This is a genomic window from Actinacidiphila glaucinigra, from assembly GCF_035918135.1.
Lineage (GTDB): Bacteria > Actinomycetota > Actinomycetes > Streptomycetales > Streptomycetaceae > Actinacidiphila > Actinacidiphila glaucinigra.
The window spans coordinates 7,071,009-7,088,635 of sequence record NZ_CP109144.1 but is presented as its reverse complement, the minus strand read 5'-3'; the positions used below and the strand labels follow the sequence as shown (position 1 = coordinate 7,088,635).

Below are 17,627 nucleotides of genomic sequence, written 5' to 3'. Positions count from 1 at the left end.
GTGAGGGTGGGCGATACTGGGATCGAACCAGTGACCCCTTCGGTGTGAACGAAGTGCTCTCCCGCTGAGCTAATCGCCCGGGACGACCTGAACAATACAGGGCACGGGCGGCTGCGTTCAAACGGCTTCCCGGCCGGGTGCGTCCTCCCCGCGCAGCCGGGCTGCCATGCCGCGCCGCCCCTGCCGCATCATCAGGGCGTGGTTCGCCCGGAACAGCGGCCGGCACGGCACGGCCAGCCGCCGTATCAGCGGCTTGTTGACGATCACGTCCTCCTCGAAGAGGAGCCGGGTGCCACCGCCGGCGCCGTCCGCACCGACCGTCCACCGCACCCACCCCTCCAGATCCCCGTACATCGCCACCTCCAGGACCCGCGCCCGCGGGTCGCGGCGGGTCTGGTGCGCGGTGACGAACAGGTCGTACGGCAGGACCGAGCGGAAGCGCAGGGTGCCGGCGGTCTCGCCGGTCCGCCGCACCTCGCGGACCTGGGGCCACCAGGCCGGGTACTCGTGCGGACGCTCCAACAGGCCGTACACGGCCTCGGGCGGGGCGGCGATCCGCCACAGGCTGCGGAAGCGGTAACGGCTCCAGTCCATGAGGCCAGTGTGCGTACTCAGCACGGATCTGAGTACCGGCGCGCATGCCCGTGCACGTGGGCCGCGCCACACTCCGAGCCATGGAGACGACGCCCCCGCCGCACGACCGCTGCCCCGCATGCGGCACCTATCTGCCCGTGACGGCGCCGCCCGCCTGCCCGCGCTGCGCGCTGCCCCTGGTCGGGCCGGTCGCCGGGGAACTGCGCGAGACCGACCGCGCGCTCCTGCGGCTGGACGCCGAGCGCGGCCGCCTCCTCGTACGGCGCGGGCAGTTGCTGGCGCAGCTGCGGCCGCCGTACCCGCAGGCGCCGTGGGGCGCGGGGCCGGACGCGCCGTCGCGGCGGGAGACGTCGCCGCGCGCGGTGCAGAACGTGCTGCTGGCCCTGGGCGGCGTGCTGCTGGCGGTCGCCGCCGTCGCGTTCACCGTCATCAGCTGGGGCCGGCTCGGCATCGGCGGCCGGGCCGCCGTCCTGGGCGCCCTGACGCTCGCGGCGACGGGCGTCCCCGCGCTGCTGCTGCGGCGCACACTGAACGCGACGGCCGAGGTGGTCGCCTGCCTAGGCCTCGTCCTGCTGCTGCTCGACGCGTACGCGCTCCACCGCGTGGCCTTCGCCGAAGCCGACGGGCTGCGCTACGCGGCCGTGTCCCTCGCCGCCGTCGCCGCGCTCTGGGCCGGGTACGGGAAGGCGCTCGGGCGGCTCGTGCTGCCGGTGCCCTTCGCCGTGGCGATCGGTCAACTCCCCCTGGTTCTGTGGGCGTCGGCGCAGGAGTCGGTGTACGGGATCGCGGCCGCCCTGCTCGTCACGGCAACGCTGGACGCGGGGGCCGCCCTCCTCACCGGCGGGCGCGGGACGCGGATCACCGCCGCCGTCGCCGGCACCGTCGTCGGGGCGGCCGGGCTGCTCACCGCGGGCGGGCTCTCCGTCTCCGCCGACGACGGCGGCGCGGCACTGCGCGCCGGCGCGCTGCTGCTGGGCGCCGCGGCGGTGGCCCTCGCCGTCGCACTGCGGCCGCCGGTGCCCGCCGCCGTGTCCGGGATCCTGGCCGGGGTCGCGGCGCTCGCGGCCGTGGGCGGCGCGGGCGGGATCGTCCGGACCGGCGTGACCGCCGACTGGATCGTGCCGGGATACCTGGTGTGCGCGGTAGTCGTGCTGGGCGCCGCGGTCTTCGCCGTCCCGGCCCGTCTGCGCCCGGTGGCCGCCGGTCTCGCGGCCGGCGCCGCCACGGTGCACGCCCTGGCACTGCTGTGGGCGCTGCCCCCGCTGGCCGTGGGCGTGCTCACGCCCGACGCGTGGGAGGACCCGTACAGCGCGGTCGCGGTGGCCGGCCTGCTCGCCGCCGAACTGGCCGCGGCGGCACGGCTGCACCGCGGCACCCCGTACGCCCCGCTCGCCGCCTCCGGCGCCCTGGTGTCGGCCGCGGTCGCCGTCTGCGCCCCCGGTCCGCTGCCCGTACGGCTCGTCGTCGTGGCCGCCCTGCTCGCGCTGTCGGCCAGGGCGCTCACCTGGACCGCCCTGGTGAGCGCGTGCGGGCTCGCCGCGACGGCCGCCGCCTGGGCCCACCCGGAGCGCACGACGACGCTCACCGTGCTCGCCGTGCTGCTGGCCTGCTTCGGCGCGCTGTACGCCGCGGCGTCGCGCACCCGCGTGCTGACCGCCTCCGCCGTCGTCGCCTGCGCGGCGGGCCTCGCCTGGACCGGACTGCCCGCCCACGCGGCGGCGTTCACCCTCCTCGCGATCGCCGCGGCAGCCCAGGCCGCCGCGCTCCGCGCCCCCGGACGCCCCTTCGAGCACCCCGGCCACGCCGCCGCCCTCCTCGGGATCGGCCTCGCAGCCGACGACCCGGCGCTGCTCGCCCTGGCACTGGCCCTCGCGGGTCTCCTCGCCGCGGCCGTCGCCGCGCTGCGATCCGACCGGCGCCGGCTCGGGTACGTCGCGACCTGCCTGATGGTCGCGGCCGGCTGGGTGCGCCTCGCGGCGTCCGGCGTGGACGCCCCGGAGGCGTACACGCTCCCCGTCACGGTCGCCGCCCTGGCCGTCGGTGCGCTGCGGCGGCGCCGCGACCCCGCGTTCTCCTCCTGGGCCGCCTACGCCCCCGGGCTCGCCACGACCCTCCTCCCGAGCCTCGCCGCCGCCTGGGGCGACCCCGGCTGGGTTCGCCCCCTGTGCCTGGGCGCGGCCTGCCTCGCCGTGATGCTCCTCGGTGCCCGCCACCGCCTGGCGGCGCCGCTCCTGCTGGGGGCGGCCGTGCTCGCGCTCGACGCGCTGCACGAGTTGGCCCCCTACATCGCCCAGGCCCTCGGCACGGTCCCCCGCTGGGTGCCGCTCGCCCTGGCCGGCGCCCTCCTGCTGGGGGTGGGGGCGACGTACGAGCGCCGTCTGCGCGACGTGCGGCGCGTGCGGGAGGCGCTGGGGCGCCTGCGGTAGGAATCGTGCGGGTGGGTTGTGGTGCGGCCGGTTGTCGTGTGCGGCACCGTCGTGGTTGCGGTTGGGGGTTGCCCACCCGCCCTCCCTCCCCCAAGCCTTCAGCCGGGGGCCCCCATGGGCGCACCCCGCCACACCCTCTCCCGCCGGTTCGGGCGCATGACGGCCGGAGGGGGTGATGGGGGGAGTCCCCCTCCGCCGACCGAACCGCACCGGGTATACCGGCGAGGTGATCGAACTTCACCCCGGGGAAGACCCGCCCACCTTCAAGGCCGTCCTTCTGGACTGGGTGGGAACGCTCATCGTCCCCAAGTGGGGTCCTGACCACGCCGGTCCCAAGGGCGGGTCGTGGATCGAGGGCGCTTTGCGGCGCCTCGCCCGGGACACCTCGCCGACGGAGGTACGGCGGCTCAGCGCGGCACTCGACGCGGCGATCAGGCAACCGGAAGTGGCGCAGGCGATGACCGGCGCGGACGCGTCCGTGGAGTCGTACCGTGCCGGGTTCGCACGGTGGGTCTCGGCGGCGGACATCGCCTGGTCCCTGATGGACGCCCTGTACGACGAGCTCGCGCAGCCGGACGTCGATCTCTTCGCGACGGACGTGGAGCGGACACTCGCGACGCTGAAGACCGCCGGGGTACGGGTGGCCGTGGTCAGTGACGTCCACTTCGACATCCGCCCCTGGTTCGTGAAGGCGGGCCTCGACGGTTACGTCGACCGGTTCGTGCTGTCGTTCGAGCACGGTGTCTGCAAGCCCGACCCCGCCATCTTCCGGCTGGCGTTGGACGCGCTCGGGGTGGGCCCCGAAGAGGCGCTGATGGTCGGGGACCGTTCCGGCCACGACGGTGCGGCGGTCGAGGCGGGCATCGCGACACTGCTGGTCCCACCGCTCGCCGAGGCCACCGAGGAGCGCCTCCACCTCGTGCTCGCGTCCTGCGGACTGCGGCCGCACGTGCGCCCCTGACGCCCCCTCCGGCCGTTGGTCGCCCGCGATACGGAGGGGGCGGGGGAGTTGGGGGCACCCCCGGCCGAAGGTTGGGGGAGGGTGGGCGTTCTGGACGCTGACGTGTATTTGTTGTGCGGCACAGACGGCAAGGACCTGGACCGCCCGCCATGCACCTGAATATGCGGTACAGAATGCCCAGCCCCGGAGGCCCCGCCCCCGGCCCACCACGAACCGCGCGAGGCCCGCACCAATCGCGCCGGATGGGGGTCCCCCCGGCCGAAGGCTGGGGGAGGGCGGGAGGGCGGGGGACAGCCCGCCGCAGGCGCAAACAACCCGCACACAACAACCGGGCCCCACAGAACGCACCCCGCCCCACGGGCTACCCGCCGGCCCGGCGCTCCACCGCGACCGCCGCCCCCGCCACGCACCCCAACGCCACCGCCCCCAGCGGCAAGAGCATCCACGCGGCCACCCCGGCCAGCACCGCCCCGCCCGCCAGAAGCAGCGTCCCCCCGGGGTCGCCCGCACAGCGTCGCACGGCGCGGCCGGCCGCACCCCGGCCGCCCTCCCCGGGCCGCCAGAGCGCGGCGGCGCGAAGCCCCGTCACCACGAGGGCGACCGCGGCGAGCACGCTGAACCCGGTGAGGGCTCCCCCACCGGGCAGCGCCCCGGAGCGGGCCACGGCCAGGTCGAGCCCGAGCAGTGCGAGCGCGCCCCACCACACAAGCGTCCGGCCCCAGCCGGCGCGGGTCGCGGCGACGGTCTCCGCCGCGAAGTCGCGCCAGGTGGACCGCTCCCCGTCCAGGTGCCGCCGCAGGTGTCCGCAGGCGGCGGCGAACGCGGGCAGCGCGGTGACGAGCGGCAGTGCCGCCACCACCAGCCACACCCCGGTCAGCAGGCACTCGGCGAACAGCGCGAACTGCGCGAACCGGGCCGCGGAGCGACGGCGGGCGCCCTCGGCCGCGGCCGTGGGCGTCATCCCTTCAGCCCCGAGGTGGCGGCGCCCTCGACGAGGTGGCGCTGGAAGGCGAGGAAGAAGAGGAGGACGGGCAGCAGGGCGACCAGCGACATGGCGACCATGCCGCCGTAGTCGGCCACGCTGTCCTGGTCGATGAACATCTTCAGCCCGAGCGAGACGGTGTACTTGTCGGGTTCGTTCAGGTACAGCAGGGGCCCGATGAAATCGTTCCAGGACCATATGAACGTGAAGATGGCGCTCGTGATGAGTGCGGGCCGGCACAAAGGGAGCACGATGCTCCAGAAGATGCGCGGATGCCCGCAGCCGTCGATGCGCGCGGCCTCGTCCAATTCCCGGGGGAGATTGCGCATGAATTGCACCATGAGAAAGACGAAGAACGCGTCCGCGGCGAGATATTTCCCGAGCAGCAACGGAACGTAAGTGTTGATCAGGTCGAGTTTCTGGAAGAGCACGTACTGCGGGATGATGAGCACCTGGAAGGGCAGCAGCAGCGTCGAGATCATCACCGCGAAGAGCAGATTGCGTCCGGCGAAGCGGATCCGGGCGAAGGCGTAGGCCGCCGGCGAGCAGGAGATGAGCACGCCCACCACCGAACCGAGCGCCAGGACGAGCGAGTTGGTGAAGAAGGTGGAGACGGGGATGTCGGCGATGCCGCGGGTCAGCCGGCGGTAGTTGTCGGCGATGGGCCGGCCGGGCAGCAGTTCGAGGCTGCCGACGATCTCGTCGCCCGGCTTGAACGAGGCCCCGACCAGCCACACCACCGGGTAGAGGATGACCGCGAGCAGGGCCAGGGCGCCCGCGTGCCAGGCGAGGGTGCGCGCCGTGCGGCGGCGGGCGGTGGCGGCGGGGGTCATCGGGCGTCCGTCCCTTCCTCGTAGTGGACCCAGTTGCGCTGGGTGCGGAACAGCACCGCGGTCAGCAGTCCGATGCCCAGCATCAGCATCCAGGCCATGGCGGACGCGTAGCCCATGCGGAGGTTGCGGAAGCCCTGTTCGTACAGGTACCAGGTGTAGACGAGCAGGGAGTCGGCCGGGCCGCCCGCCCCGCCACCGCTGCCGCCGAGGACCACCGCCGAGGTGAAGACCTGGAAGGAGTGGACGAGTTCGAGCAGCAGGTTGAAGAAGAGCACCGGGGAGATCATCGGCAGCGTGATGGAGCGGAACCGCCGCCAGGCCCCGGCCCCGTCGACCTCCGCCGCCTCGTACAGCTCCCGCGGCACCTGCTTCAGCCCCGCCAGGAAGATCACCATCGGGGCGCCGAACTGCCAGACGGTCAGGGTGACGAGGGTGGGCAGCGACCAGTCCGGGTCACCGACCCAGCCGCCGGCGTCCCAGCCCACGAAGTGCATCGCGCGGTCCACGACGGCGTCGTCCTGGAACACCGAGCGCCACACGATGCCGATGCTGACGCTCGCCCCGATCAGCGACGGCGCGTAGAAGGCGGAGCGGTAGAAGCCCTGCCCGCGGCGCGGCCGGACCAGCAGCAGCGCCACGCCGAGTGCCGCGGCGAGCTTGAGCGGGGTGCCGACCAGCACGTACTCCAGCGTCACCCGCACCGAGTGCCACCACCGGTCGTCGGCGAACATGTCGCGGAAGTTCCGCAGCCCGATCCACCTCGGGGAGTCGAAGAGGTTGTAGTCGGTGAAGGCCAGGTAGAGCGAGACCAGCATCGGGCCCAGCGTCAGCAGCAGGACACCGACGCACCACGGGGTGAGGAACAGGTAGCCGGCCAGGGTCTCCCGGCGCCGGCCGGCGGCGCCCCGGGGGCCCTCGGCGGGACGGCCCTGAGGCGCGCGGGGCCGCTCGGCGACCCCCGTCCGGGCGATCTGGGTGCGGGTCACGGGTCGTCCCCTCAGGAGCCGAGTGCGGTCTTCGCCTCGCTGAAGAACTGCGTGACGGCGTCGTCGACCGACGTCTTGCCCAGGGCGACTTCGCCGTAGATCCGCAGGAAGGCCGCCTCCGCGACGTCCGCGCCCGCGGGATGCGGGGTGATCGGCTCGATGACGCCGGTCACCGACTTCTCGTAGGCGGCGATCTGCGCGTCGACGCCGGTCGGTTCGTACGCGTCGAACTGGGCGTTGGTCGGCAGGACACCGCGGTTGTAGCCCATGATCTTCCCGACCTCGGGGTCGTGGACCATGAAGTCGATGAACTCCGCGACCTCCTCGGGGTGTTTGGTGCGGGCGGAGCCGCTGAGCATGAGCGAGGAGATGTACTGACCGGTCCTGGTGCCGTCGGTGGTGGGGACCGGGGCCAGGGCGAGCTCGGTGTCGGTCTCGGCGGCGTAGCGGACGATGAAGTTGTCCCAGGTGAACTCGGCGGCGGAAAGGTCGCCGCTGACCGAGGACTTGGGCTTGATCTGCTCGCTCTTCTTGGCCGGGACCAGGTCGCCCGCCTTGTTGCCGGCGTAGTGGTCGCCCCACCACTGCCGGAGGTCGCCCTCGGTGAAGCCGAGCTTCTTGTCGGCGGTGAAGAAGGCCTTGCCGTTCTGGCGCAGGTAGAGGTCGTACAGGTACATGACCCCGCCGTTGTCGCTGGCGCCGTACAGGTCGCCCTCGGCGGCGCTGATCTTGTGGACGGCGGTGTCGAACTCGTCCCACGTCCAGCCGGCGGCGGGGGTGACGCCGACGCGCTCGAAGGCCTCGGGGTTGTAGACGAGGGCGAAGGTGTTGCCGCCGACCGGGACGCCGAGCAGCCTGCCGTCGACCTCGCCGGCCTTGTCCAGGCCGGCCCGGAAGTCGTCCATGCCGAGCTTTCCGGCCTTGACCTGGGCGTTCAGGTCGAGCAGCAGGTTCTTCTCGCCGTACTTGCGCAGGAAGGCGACCGAGTTCTGGAAGACGTCGGGGGCGTTGCCGCCCGCGGCCTGGGTGTTGAACTTGCTCCAGAAGTCGGCGTACTCGGCGAAGTCCGTCTTGACCTCGATGTGCGGGTGGTCCTTCTCGAAGAGCGCGATCGTCTTCCTGATCAGCTCGGCCCGGTCCTGGGCGCCCCACCACGAGTAGCGGATGGTCACGGTCCCGCCGTCCGGGTCGCCGTCGCCACCGCCGCAGCCGGCCGCCAGCAGCGCCAGTGCGGCGACCGCGGCCCCGGCCGCCCGCGGGCCCCGTGACCCGCGCACACTCCGTCGAACGCTCACGACATGCCCCCTTCGGGCAGACGCCACCCCGCGTCCCGCGGAGGGCCTGAAACGATTAAGGCAAGCGCTTGCCGAGAAACCGTAGGGAGACCCTGTCAGGGCGTCAATGCTTACGACGGAGAATGACGGAAAGCGCTTCCCGCGCCTACCCGAAACACCGGGACCACCGGACACACGACGAGGGCCCGGAAGCCGCTCTCGGCTTCCGGGCCCTCGGTCCGGGTGGGCGATACTGGGATCGAACCAGTGACCCCTTCGGTGTGAACGAAGTGCTCTCCCGCTGAGCTAATCGCCCCGGTGCGGAGACAACATTACCGCATGTCAGCGGGTGCCCCGACCATCGCGGACAGCGCACCCACGATGACGGTCGACCCTTTCGCGGCGTCACGAGTGCAGGTCGGCCTTCCACGGCATCACGAAGCCGAACCGCCACACGTAGTAACCCAGCAGCGCGCCGATGATCACCAGCCCGATGACGGTCAGCGTCAGGTTCCGCCGCCGCACCTTCGGGTCGAGTGCCTTCTGTGCCGCCTCGGTCACCTTCCGCTTCGTCCAGCGCAGCACCAGCTGGGCCCAGACGAACTCGGTCGCCCAGACCGCCATGCCGGCGAAGATCACCACCCAGCCGGGCCCCGGCAGCGGGAGCAGGACCACGCCCGTCCCGACGATCGCCAGACCCACCAGGAAGACCCCGACCTGCCAGCTCACGTGCAGCGCGCGGGAGCGCCGGATGAAACCCGGCGCCCTCGACCCCAGCGGGCGCTCGGAGCCCTCGGGCTCCCCGTCCTCGCCGCCCCCGTCGCCCCCGTCATCGGGGGTCGCGGGATCCATGGCCACAGCCACCTCCCGCTCGTCACTCTCCGCAGTCATACAGCCAAACTTACCCGAAACCGCTTCATCACCGGAATGGCTCGCCGGGGAGGAAAAGAACTCGGCCGGACGAGGTACCGGAACCCTCACAAACCCGTCAGAGGGGTTTACAACGTCCCCGCAGGTGGCATGTCGATTTCGCCGACGTGCGAATCCCCGAGCGCACACTGAGCGAAAGGCCCTGGCGCTTATGAACACCACGGTCAGCTGCGAGCTGCACCTGCGCCTCGTTGTGTCGAGCGAATCGTCACTGCCCGTACCCGCGGGCTTGCGGTACGACACGGCCGATCCCTACGCCGTGCACGCCACCTTCCACACCGGTGCCGAGGAGACAGTCGAATGGGTGTTCGCCCGCGACCTGCTCGCCGAAGGTCTGCACCGGCCCACCGGCACCGGCGACGTCCGGGTCTGGCCGTCCCGCAGTCACGGCCAGGGCGTCGTGTGCATCGCCCTCAGCTCTCCGGAGGGGGAGGCGCTGCTCGAGGCCCCTGCGCGGGCCCTGGAGTCGTTCCTCAAGCGGACCGACGCCGCGGTGCCCCCCGGCACCGAACACCGTCATTTCGACCTGGACACCGAGCTCTCGCACATCCTCGCCGAGAGCTGAGTCCACCGACCGTCCGTCGCCGTACGCATCTCGGGGGTACGGCGCGGACCCGACCTGCCGGAGCCGTCGTCGGGGAGCAGCGCGCTCCACGACGACGGCTCTCGCGCTACAGTCACCGGAACGCCCGACCCACCAGGCCAGGGAGAGAGCGATCCCGTGCTGATCAACCATGACACCAGGTGCGCACTCGACTGCGTGGTGGATCTCATCAACACCACACCGGAGAGTGACGGCCGCGAGGGTCTGGCCGATCTCGCGGCGCTGCGCGCCTTCGTGGAGCGCAACGAGGTCAGCGACATCGGTTCGCTCGACGAGGACGACCTCGTCGCCGTGCGGGCCGTCCGGCAACTCTTCACCCAGGTCTTCTCGGCGCCCGCCACGCCCGAGGCCGCGGCACTGATCAACTCCCTCGTCGCCGAGGCCGGCACCACGCCCCGGCTGACCGACCACGACGGCTACGACTGGCACGTCCACTACTTCGCCCCGGGCGCCTCCCTCGCCGACCATCTGGCGGCCGACTGCGGGATGGCCCTGGCGTTCCTCCTCGTCGCCGGGGAGCGGGAGCGGCTGCGCCGCTGCGACGCCCCGGACTGCCGGCGCGCCTTCGTCGACCTGTCACGGAACCGCTCGCGCCGCTACTGCGACAGCCGCACCTGCGGCAACCGCCTCCACGTCGCCGCGTACCGGGCGCGCCGCCGCGAGGCCGTCGCCGTGCCGGCTCAGAACGGCCAGAGGTCGTAGAGCCCGCCCAGGGCGAGCAGACCGCCGATCACGGTCAGGAACAACATCAGCGGCGGCTGGGAGAGCGCGAAGAGGCAACCGCGTGGCTCGTCGTCGTCTGCTTCGGCTTGCATGGCCTTACGGTGTGCTCGGAGGGACGCGAACCCGCACAACCGTACGCCCCCGGGCATGCCAAATCGCGCTCAGGGGGCGGTAGTTGAAGTCCGCCACGGCGATGATGACCTAACCCCGCCACCCCCTGCCACCAACACGCCGCTCAGATCCCCCTGCGCTTGAGGATCTCCTCGATCTCACCGAATTCGGCCAGGTCGGGATCGGTCTTCGCCGCCTTCGGGACCGGTTTCTTCCCCTGTGCCAGGGCCGGCGCCCCCGCACCCGGAGCGACCGCCCGGTCCGGCTTCGCCTCCGGGACGGCCTTGCGGCGCCCGGCGACCCGCGCGAGGACGTACAGCACGACCGCCAGGGCGAGCACGGCGAAGCCCGCCCACACCGAAGGCTTGAACACCAGGTCGGCGGCCCAGTCGGCGACGGCCCGGACGACGGTCCCGACCAGCGAGACCAGGCCCGTCATGTACAGGCCGACAGGCAGCAGTGCCGCCGCCGCGATCATCGTCGCTCTGCGGAACCTGCGCCGGTAGGCGGTGAGCAGGGCGATCGCCAGGCCCGCCGCGGACAGCGCGACACACACGGTCGAGGTCAGCATGCGGAGCTCCTCCGAAGTGGTCTGCTCGCTCCATCGTGCACCCGTGCCCCGCCGCCGGGCCACGGCCCGGCGGCAACCTCGGGGTGATCTCCGGGGCGGCTCCTCCCCCGGTGGGAGACTGGCCCCATGAACGAAGCGACTCCCCGCACCGTCGTCCTCGAGTACTGGTGCGAACTCCAGTGTCCCGACTGCGCCGCCGCCCTGACCGACCTGCACGCCCTGCGCGAGCGCTACGGCGACACCCTGGAGGTGCAGCTGCGGCACTTCCCCCTGGAGAAGCACAAGCATTCCTACGCCGCCGCCCAGGCCGCGGAGGAGGCCTTCACCCAGGGACGCGGCTGGGAGTACGCGGAGGCGGTCCTCGCCCGCACGGAGGAACTGGGCGAGCGCGGCGAGGCGCTGCTGGTCGAGATCGCTGCCGACCTGGGGCTCGACGCGGAGGAGGTCGACACGGCGCTCGTCGACGGGCGGCACCTGCTCGTCGTCGACGCCGACCACGCCGAGGGCAAGGCCATCGGCGTCACCGGCACCCCCACCTACGTCATCTCCGGCGAGCGCCTCGACGGCGGCACGTCCCAGGAGGGCCTCCGCGCCCGCATCGAGTCCCTCGCGGACGCGGCCCTGGGCCGCTGACCGGTTCGGCATCGCGCCTGTGCGGTGCCTTGGGGGGGCTGCGGAGACTGCCCCCACCTCGTCCGGCTGTCGTGCGCCGATACGACGGGAGGGGGTGCGGCGGGGTGCCCCCGCAGGGGACGGGCGGCGGACCCGGCGCCGAATGACGTGGGCGTGAACCGCGGGCCCCGGGGTGGGGGTCCCCCCGGCCGAAGGCCGGGGGGATGCCCGCCGCGGGCGCAACACACCCGCACACGACAACGGGCCCCGACCACGGCTCCGGGCACTCACACAAGCGGCTTCGCCAGATGCACTTCCGTCACCCCGTACCCCAGCGCCGCGTAGAGCCCCTCCGCCGCCTCGTTCCCGGCGAAGACGTTCAGTCCCAGCCACTCCAGCCCGGCCGCCAGGCACTCCCGCTCCGCGGCGAGCATGAGCGTGCGCCCGTGGCCCCGCCCACGGTGCTCCTCGGCGACCTGGACGTTGAAGACGAACCCCGTGTCCTCGTCCCCGCGCCCGACCCACAGGTCCCCCACGGCCTCCCCCGCCGTGCCCCCGGCCCCGCCGGCCTCCAGCACCCGCACCAGCGCGCCCGGCGTCGCGAGCCCCTCGGGGAGGGCGGCCCGGTCGTCCGCCTCGGCCTTGGCGAGGGCCTGCGCCTCGGGCACGCCGCGCTCCGTCCAGGACCGTACGTACTCGTCCCGCCTCCGGGCCGCCCACCCCGGGTACTCCGCCTCGGTCATGGGCCGTACGACGCTGCCCTCCGGCAGCGCCGGCGGCACGTCGGGCAGCGCCTTGAGCATGCTCCGGTTGCGGACGACGTACCCCAGCACGCCCGCGAGCCGGAGCGCGGCCGTGTCCTCCGCCCGCACCGAGACCTCGATTCGGCGGCAGCCCCATCCCCGCAGGACCTCCTCCGCGGCGAGGGCCGCGACCGTGCCGCGGCCGCGGCGCTGCTGGTCCTGGTCGATCCGCAGCGCGACAATGCGCCCGGCCTCGGGCCCGAACCGGGTGTCGGTGGACAGGGTGGTCTCCCCCACCGGGCGCCCGTTGACGCAGACGTGGAAGCGGCGGGCGCGTGCTCCGCCGCGCCGGCGGTGCTCGGGCTCGGCGGGGCGCAGGGTGGTGGTCATGGTGTGGAGTTCTACCGGGTCGCCGGGGTCACGTCACGGGTTCGGGTGCTCCGCCGACCGCTCCGCGAAGACCCGCATGGCCTTGGCCGTGACCGGGCCGGGGCGGGCCCCGGTGGCGAGTTCGCGGTCGTCGACCCGGTGGACGCCCTGGACGTCGCGGAGCGAGGAGGTCACGAAGATCTCCTCCGCCTCCCCGAGCGCCTCGAACGGCAGGTCGGCCTCCTCGGCGCCCGCCCAGTCGATGACGAGCTCCCGGGTGATCCCGGCGAGGCAGCCCGAGGCGAGCGGCGGGGTGAGCAGCTTGCCCCCGAGGACGACGAAGACGTTGGAGCCGGTGCCCTCGCACAGGCGCCCCTGCGTGTTGGCGAACAGCGCCTCGGAGGCGCCGTGCTGGTGGGCGCGGGCCAGCGCCACGACGTTCTCCCCGTACGAGGTGGTCTTGAGCCCCGCGAGGGCGCCCTTCTCGTTGCGGGTCCAGGGGACCGTGACGACGGCCGTCGTGTCGGGGCGGACGGTCGCGGCGCCCAGGGCGACGACCAGGGTGGGGCCGGTGGTGCCGCGCTCGGAGCCGAGCGGCGAGGTGCCGCCGGTGTAGGTGACGCGGAGCCGGCCGTGGGGCACCGGGTTGGCGGCGAGGACGGCCTCACAGGCGTGGCGCACCTCGTCCCGATCGGGCTCGGGCAGGCCGAGGCCGCGCGCGGAGCGGGCCAGCCGGCGCAGGTGGCGGTCCATGGCGAACGCGGTGCCGCCGGTGGCCTTGAGCGTCTCGAAGACGCCGTCCCCGACGGTCAGGCCGTGGTCCATGACGGACACGGACGCCTCGTCGGTCTCGCGCAGCGCGCCGTTGACCCAGATCGCGCCCGCGGTGGTCGTGCTCACGGTGTCACTCTGCCCCATGGTTCCGTTCGCCTTCGTTCGAGTCGTACGTACCCGACGCTACCGCCAGCAGCCGGGAGGCCTTCAGTTCCGTCTCGTCCCACTCCCGATCGGGATCGGAGCCCCAGGTGATCCCGGCGCCGGTGCCGAAGCGCAGCACGGGGCCGCCGGGGGCGGCGCGGTCGATCCAGAAGGTGCGGATGCCCACGGCGAGCTCGCCGGTGCCGCGGTCGGCGTCGACCCAGCCGATGCCCCCGCAGTAGGGGCCGCGGGGGGCGGTCTCCAGTTCGGCGATGATGCGCAGGGCGCTGGACTTGGGCGCGCCGGTGACGGAGCCCGGCGGGAACGCGGCGTCCAGCAGCGCGGCCCAGCCGGCGCCCTCGCGCAGTTCGCCGCGCACGGTGGAGACGAGGTGGACCAGGCCGGGGTGCTTCTCCACGACGCAGAGGTCGGGGACGGTGACCGTGCCGGTGGCGCAGACCTGGCCGAGGTCGTTGCGGACCAGGTCGACGATCATGACGTTCTCGGCGTGGTCCTTGGGCAGCAGGTCGGCCTCGGTGCGGCCGGTGCCCTTGATGGGCCCGGACTCGACGATGTCGCCGCGGCGGCGCAGGAAGAGTTCGGGGGAGGCGCTGGCCACTTCTATGCCGTGCTCGGGCAGCCGGACCGTCCCGGCGTGCGGGGCGGGGTTACCGCGGGCGAGGACGGCCGCGAGGGCGTCGATGTCGGCGTCCGGGTCGGGCAGCGGCGCGGTGAGCACCCGGCAGAGGTTGGCCTGGTAGACGTCGCCCGCCGCGATGTACTGGCGGACGCGGCGCACCCCCGCGGTGTACGCGGCGCGTTCCAGCGAGGACGTCCAGTCGCCGCGGGCGGGGCCCTTCCAGAGCCGGCGGGGGGCCGCCGCGGCGGATTCCGGCCGTACGGTCCCGAAGCGCGCGCAGACCGTCCCGCCCTCGAAACCGGCGACCACCGCCCAGAAGCCGGAGGAGTCCAGCGCGGCGGGGTCGGTGGTGACATCCCGCAGGTCGGAGGCGACGAGGCCGCCGAATCTGGCGAGGGGCTCGAGGTCGGGCACGGGGCTTCCCAGGTCGGTCCGGAGGGGCGAATGCGAGTCTAAGTCGGCGGCGACGGACGAGATGCGCTGGTCACCGACCCGGCACGCTGCGGAAACGCGTTTTGGTGGCAGAGCCGTAATCCGCTAGAGTTCAACTCGTCGCCGGGACGCGGAAGCGCACCTGCGAAGGTCCCGCCCGGGTGCGAGCTCCGGGGGAGACACTGCGGACGTGGCTCAGTTGGTAGAGCATCACCTTGCCAAGGTGAGGGTCGCGAGTTCGAATCTCGTCGTCCGCTCGAAGTGGGGGTCACCGCCCCCGCGCTGGTGGAGTGGCCGAGAGGCGAGGCAACGGCCTGCAAAGCCGTCTACACGGGTTCAAATCCCGTCTCCACCTCTGAGGACGATTAGCTCAGCGGGAGAGCGCTTCCCTGACACGGAAGAGGTCACTGGTTCAATCCCAGTATCGTCCACTGGGCCCGGAAGGGCCTTCCCGCGCTTCGGCACGGGGACCCGAGCGCGATTAGCTCAGCGGGAGAGCGCTTCCCTGACACGGAAGAGGTCACTGGTTCAATCCCAGTATCGCGCACGCTGCATCAACACCAGCACCACCCGTAGTACCGAGGACGATTAGCTCAGCGGGAGAGCGCTTCCCTGACACGGAAGAGGTCACTGGTTCAATCCCAGTATCGTCCACCAGCACCCGAGGGCCGGAGCGTTCGCTCCGGCCCTCGGTCGTGTCACGACGAGAAGAGCATGTGGGCCCAGCTCTGCTGCTTGTGATGACCGCGGTGGCCCCCGTGGTGCCCGCCGTGCGGGGCACCCCAGGCCGGGGCGGCGTGCTGCTGCTGCGGGTACGCCTGCGGGTAACCGGGCGGCGGCGGGGCGGGCTGGGCGTACTGCGACTCCATGCGGGTCAGCGCTTCGAGCTCCCCGTAGTCCAGGAAGATCCCCCGGCAGTTGCCGCACTGCTCGATCTGGACGCCGCTGCGGGTGAACGTCTGCATCGGGCCATGACACTTGGGACAGAGCATCGTCGGCTCATCTCCTCGTTCGCGCCGGCCGGGGGTCGTCCCCCGGCGTAGAACTGCACTTTACTTCCGCGATTCGGCGGCACGTATCGAGGACGGACTGTTCCGCCCCGTCGAGTGCGCGGCCCTCCTGCGCGGCCTTGGCGACGGCTGTCGCCGCGGTCTGGACCGCCAACGCCCGCGCCGCCACATCGAGATGCGGCCACGGGTCGCCGTCCGCGGGGACGGCGGGGCCGCCGCCGGCGCGGTAAGCACCGAGGAAACGGCCCCAGTCGGCGGGGTCGAGCAGCCCGGCGGCGAACCACATCGCCGGCCGGGCCAGGTCCCAGGCGGGCTCGCCGAGCCCGAGGTCGTCCACGTCTATGAGGCACCACGGCCCGTCCGGCGCGGGGTGGCGCACCAGTTGGCCCATGTGCAGGTCTCCGTGGCAGAGCACCCGCCGCGGCTGCGGGGCCTCGCCGCGGGCCCAGGGCGGCAGGCCGTGCCAGGCGGCGAGCACCGCCGGGTCGCCGGGGCCGGCGGCGAGCATCCTGGCGACCGCGCGGGCCGCGCTGACCGGGCCGCGCATCTGCGGCGGCGGGCCGGGCAGCAAGGCCGGCGGCACGGTGTGCAGCCGGGCCAGGAGGGCGCCGGCCTCCGCCCAGGGCGCGGAGTCCGGGTCGTCGCGGTCGACGGGCTCGCCGAGGGGCCACAGGCTCACGGTGCGGCCGAGGAGCACGGTGCTCAGCGCGCCCCCGTGGTCGGGCAGCGGCGCCGGGGGCAGCAGGACGCCGTCCATCAGCGGGTGGGCGGCCACACGCAGCCGCAGGGCGAGTTCTCCGGGATCGGTGCCCGGGGCGTGCGCCTTGGCGACGAGGCGGCCGCCGCGGACGACGGTGGCGTCGGGCCGTTCGGCGAGCACGGCGGGCCGCGCCTGGCCGGGCACCCGCGAGGCCGCTGCCGCGACCGCCCCCAGGGCGTGCGTCAGCGCTGCTCCGCTGCTGGTCACTTTCTCCCCCACTGCCCGTTCCACCGGCCCACTGTGCGGCAGCGTGCCGCCCACTGGCAATGCCGGGTGTGATGCCCGGGTACCGCCACAGGTACCCGGGCATTCATGCCGTCCGCCGGACCCCCGTCCCCACGGGGTTGGTTCACCGGTCCTCGCGGACCCCGGACCGCTCTTCCGGGGCCGCAGGGCGTCTGTCAGCGCCCCATCAGACCGGCTACGGACGACGCCTGTGTGACCACCGCGTCCCAGCCTCCGAAGGCCACCGCGAGCAGCACCGCGAGCGGCAGCACCATCGCCACCGCCACCAGCGGATGCCGGGTGCCCGACGGGCGTATGCCGAACGCGGCGATCCTGCTGCCGCGCGCCGGCCGCACCGTACGGCTCACCGTGTTCGCCATGGCCCTCTCCCGGGTCGTGGTCCGTGATCATTCACAGTTGTCGGGGCGGCGGGCGTTTGACCTCGGGGGACGAGTGCTCCGCCCGCCGCTTGACCTCAACACTAGGCGCGGCGCCGGCGGCGGTCGTCATGCCGTCGTACCGCTTCCCTGGCCTCCCCGAGGATGACTCCGGGTCCGGCCGTGTACTCCCCTGGGTGGAGGGACCGGGCCGCGCCCCCGGGACATCCCCGAGGGGATGTCCCGGGCAGGCGCCCAGGGGGCCCGTCAGGCGCGCTCCTCGTCCTCCGCGTCGCCGGTCGGCATGGGCTGCTCGACCAGGGCGAGGACCCGGGTGGCCATGAAGCGCGCGGTGCGCACCACGGAGCCGGACCGGGTGACTTCGCTCACTTCGACCACCCCTCGGCGGACCGCTGTCTCGACCCTGCGGCCCGCCCTGGTGGCCACCACTTCATACGTCCTCGTCGTGTCGCCGGCGTCGACGACTATCTCCACACGATCACCCTTCATGGCGTCAATCCCCCTTGTCCGATGGACTGTTGACGG

Annotated in this window: 20 protein-coding genes and 7 tRNA genes; 10 read left to right on the top strand and 17 right to left on the bottom strand. The window is 73.2% G+C overall.

The features are described from left to right. Positions 1–7: 7 nt before the first annotated feature. Positions 8–79 (bottom strand) — tRNA-Val (locus tag OIE69_RS31950). A gap of 38 nt (positions 80–117) precedes the next feature. Further along, positions 118–594, bottom strand: coding sequence for an SRPBCC family protein (locus OIE69_RS31945; protein ID WP_326577739.1), 477 nt, complete (start codon positions 592–594; stop codon positions 118–120). 80 nt (positions 595–674) lie between these two features. On the opposite strand from OIE69_RS31945, the gene OIE69_RS31940 reads away from it, so the two are divergent. Next, on the top strand, positions 675–3,020 hold the full coding sequence (locus OIE69_RS31940; protein WP_326577738.1) for an SCO7613 C-terminal domain-containing membrane protein: 2,346 nt from the start codon (positions 675–677) through the stop codon (positions 3,018–3,020). Positions 3,021–3,246: 226 nt separating this feature from the next. Continuing rightward, positions 3,247–3,981 carry an HAD family hydrolase gene (locus OIE69_RS31935; RefSeq protein WP_326577737.1) on the top strand — a complete coding sequence of 245 codons (735 nt, stop codon included), beginning with the start codon at positions 3,247–3,249 and terminating at the stop codon, positions 3,979–3,981. Positions 3,982–4,342: 361 nt separating this feature from the next. On the opposite strand, the gene OIE69_RS31930 is transcribed toward OIE69_RS31935, so the two are convergent. The 6 genes from OIE69_RS31930 to OIE69_RS31905 all read right to left on the bottom strand — a co-directional run bounded on the left by OIE69_RS31930 (position 4,343) and on the right by OIE69_RS31905 (position 8,947). Then, on the bottom strand, positions 4,343–4,942 hold the full coding sequence (locus OIE69_RS31930) for a hypothetical protein (RefSeq protein ID WP_326577736.1): 600 nt from the start codon (positions 4,940–4,942) through the stop codon (positions 4,343–4,345). Continuing rightward, positions 4,939–5,796 (bottom strand): carbohydrate ABC transporter permease, encoded by an 858-nt coding sequence (locus tag OIE69_RS31925; RefSeq protein ID WP_326577735.1) that lies wholly within the window; start codon positions 5,794–5,796, stop codon positions 4,939–4,941. Before OIE69_RS31925 ends, OIE69_RS31930 begins: the two co-directional genes overlap by 4 nt. Then, positions 5,793–6,782 carry a carbohydrate ABC transporter permease gene (locus OIE69_RS31920; RefSeq protein WP_326577734.1) on the bottom strand — a complete coding sequence of 330 codons (990 nt, stop codon included), beginning with the start codon at positions 6,780–6,782 and terminating at the stop codon, positions 5,793–5,795. Before OIE69_RS31920 ends, OIE69_RS31925 begins: the two co-directional genes overlap by 4 nt. A gap of 11 nt (positions 6,783–6,793) precedes the next feature. After that, complete coding sequence (locus OIE69_RS31915; RefSeq protein WP_392567595.1) at positions 6,794–8,077, bottom strand: ABC transporter substrate-binding protein; 1,284 nt, start codon at positions 8,075–8,077, stop codon at positions 6,794–6,796. Between the two features lie 223 nt (positions 8,078–8,300). Beyond that, positions 8,301–8,372, bottom strand: a tRNA-Val gene (locus OIE69_RS31910). A gap of 89 nt (positions 8,373–8,461) precedes the next feature. Next, a complete protein-coding gene (locus OIE69_RS31905; RefSeq protein WP_326577733.1) occupies positions 8,462–8,947 on the bottom strand; it encodes a TIGR02611 family protein in 486 nt (161 codons plus the stop codon). A gap of 190 nt (positions 8,948–9,137) precedes the next feature. On the opposite strand from OIE69_RS31905, the gene OIE69_RS31900 reads away from it, so the two are divergent. Next, positions 9,138–9,551 carry an SsgA family sporulation/cell division regulator gene (locus OIE69_RS31900; protein WP_003959770.1) on the top strand — a complete coding sequence of 138 codons (414 nt, stop codon included), beginning with the start codon at positions 9,138–9,140 and terminating at the stop codon, positions 9,549–9,551. A 156-nt stretch (positions 9,552–9,707) separates the two neighbouring features. Next, complete coding sequence (locus OIE69_RS31895; protein WP_326577621.1) at positions 9,708–10,292, top strand: CGNR zinc finger domain-containing protein; 585 nt, start codon at positions 9,708–9,710, stop codon at positions 10,290–10,292. On the opposite strand, the gene OIE69_RS31890 is transcribed toward OIE69_RS31895, so the two are convergent. Then, on the bottom strand, positions 10,271–10,405 hold the full coding sequence (locus tag OIE69_RS31890) for a hypothetical protein (RefSeq protein ID WP_018564240.1): 135 nt from the start codon (positions 10,403–10,405) through the stop codon (positions 10,271–10,273). The two genes, OIE69_RS31895 and OIE69_RS31890, sit on opposite strands and share 22 nt — an antisense overlap. Before the next feature lie 143 nt (positions 10,406–10,548). Further along, entirely contained in the window at positions 10,549–10,995 is a 447-nt protein-coding gene (locus tag OIE69_RS31885; RefSeq protein ID WP_326577620.1) for a hypothetical protein, read from the bottom strand. Between the two features lie 126 nt (positions 10,996–11,121). Here OIE69_RS31885 and OIE69_RS31880 point away from each other — a divergent pair, with 126 nt between their 5' ends. Further along, on the top strand, positions 11,122–11,628 hold the full coding sequence (locus tag OIE69_RS31880; RefSeq protein WP_326577619.1) for a DsbA family protein: 507 nt from the start codon (positions 11,122–11,124) through the stop codon (positions 11,626–11,628). Positions 11,629–11,894: 266 nt separating this feature from the next. On the opposite strand, the gene OIE69_RS31875 is transcribed toward OIE69_RS31880, so the two are convergent. Genes OIE69_RS31875 through OIE69_RS31865 form a run of 3 tightly spaced genes read right to left on the bottom strand, consistent with a single transcriptional unit; the run spans position 11,895 to position 14,691 of the window. Next, positions 11,895–12,740, bottom strand: coding sequence for a GNAT family N-acetyltransferase (locus tag OIE69_RS31875; RefSeq protein WP_326577618.1), 846 nt, complete (start codon positions 12,738–12,740; stop codon positions 11,895–11,897). A 33-nt stretch (positions 12,741–12,773) separates the two neighbouring features. Beyond that, the gene (locus tag OIE69_RS31870; RefSeq protein WP_326577617.1) at positions 12,774–13,637 is read right to left on the bottom strand and encodes an aminotransferase class IV; all 864 of its coding nucleotides are present in this window, start codon (positions 13,635–13,637) and stop codon (positions 12,774–12,776) included. Then, positions 13,624–14,691 carry a chorismate-binding protein gene (locus tag OIE69_RS31865; protein ID WP_326577616.1) on the bottom strand — a complete coding sequence of 356 codons (1,068 nt, stop codon included), beginning with the start codon at positions 14,689–14,691 and terminating at the stop codon, positions 13,624–13,626. The genes OIE69_RS31870 and OIE69_RS31865 overlap by 14 nt, the downstream gene beginning before the upstream one ends. A gap of 202 nt (positions 14,692–14,893) precedes the next feature. On the opposite strand from OIE69_RS31865, the gene OIE69_RS31860 reads away from it, so the two are divergent. From OIE69_RS31860 to OIE69_RS31840, 5 genes are all read left to right on the top strand, one after another. Continuing rightward, positions 14,894–14,966: transfer RNA gene (locus tag OIE69_RS31860), tRNA-Gly, on the top strand. Between the two features lie 27 nt (positions 14,967–14,993). After that, a tRNA-Cys gene (locus OIE69_RS31855) sits at positions 14,994–15,064 on the top strand. Positions 15,065–15,068: 4 nt separating this feature from the next. Then, positions 15,069–15,140, top strand: a tRNA-Val gene (locus OIE69_RS31850). 44 nt (positions 15,141–15,184) lie between these two features. Continuing rightward, a tRNA-Val gene (locus OIE69_RS31845) sits at positions 15,185–15,256 on the top strand. Between the two features lie 35 nt (positions 15,257–15,291). Further along, positions 15,292–15,366: transfer RNA gene (locus OIE69_RS31840), tRNA-Val, on the top strand. Between the two features lie 41 nt (positions 15,367–15,407). Here OIE69_RS31840 and OIE69_RS31835 read toward each other — a convergent pair. The 4 genes from OIE69_RS31835 to OIE69_RS31820 all read right to left on the bottom strand — a co-directional run bounded on the left by OIE69_RS31835 (position 15,408) and on the right by OIE69_RS31820 (position 17,591). After that, a complete protein-coding gene (locus OIE69_RS31835; protein WP_078620275.1) occupies positions 15,408–15,701 on the bottom strand; it encodes a TFIIB-type zinc ribbon-containing protein in 294 nt (97 codons plus the stop codon). 7 nt (positions 15,702–15,708) lie between these two features. Next, on the bottom strand, positions 15,709–16,686 hold the full coding sequence (locus tag OIE69_RS31830; RefSeq protein WP_326581479.1) for a phosphotransferase enzyme family protein: 978 nt from the start codon (positions 16,684–16,686) through the stop codon (positions 15,709–15,711). Positions 16,687–16,880: 194 nt separating this feature from the next. Further along, positions 16,881–17,084, bottom strand: coding sequence for a hypothetical protein (locus OIE69_RS31825; protein WP_018564248.1), 204 nt, complete (start codon positions 17,082–17,084; stop codon positions 16,881–16,883). Positions 17,085–17,348: 264 nt separating this feature from the next. Next, the gene (locus tag OIE69_RS31820) at positions 17,349–17,591 is read right to left on the bottom strand and encodes a hypothetical protein (RefSeq protein ID WP_037733380.1); all 243 of its coding nucleotides are present in this window, start codon (positions 17,589–17,591) and stop codon (positions 17,349–17,351) included. Positions 17,592–17,627 lie beyond the last annotated feature (36 nt).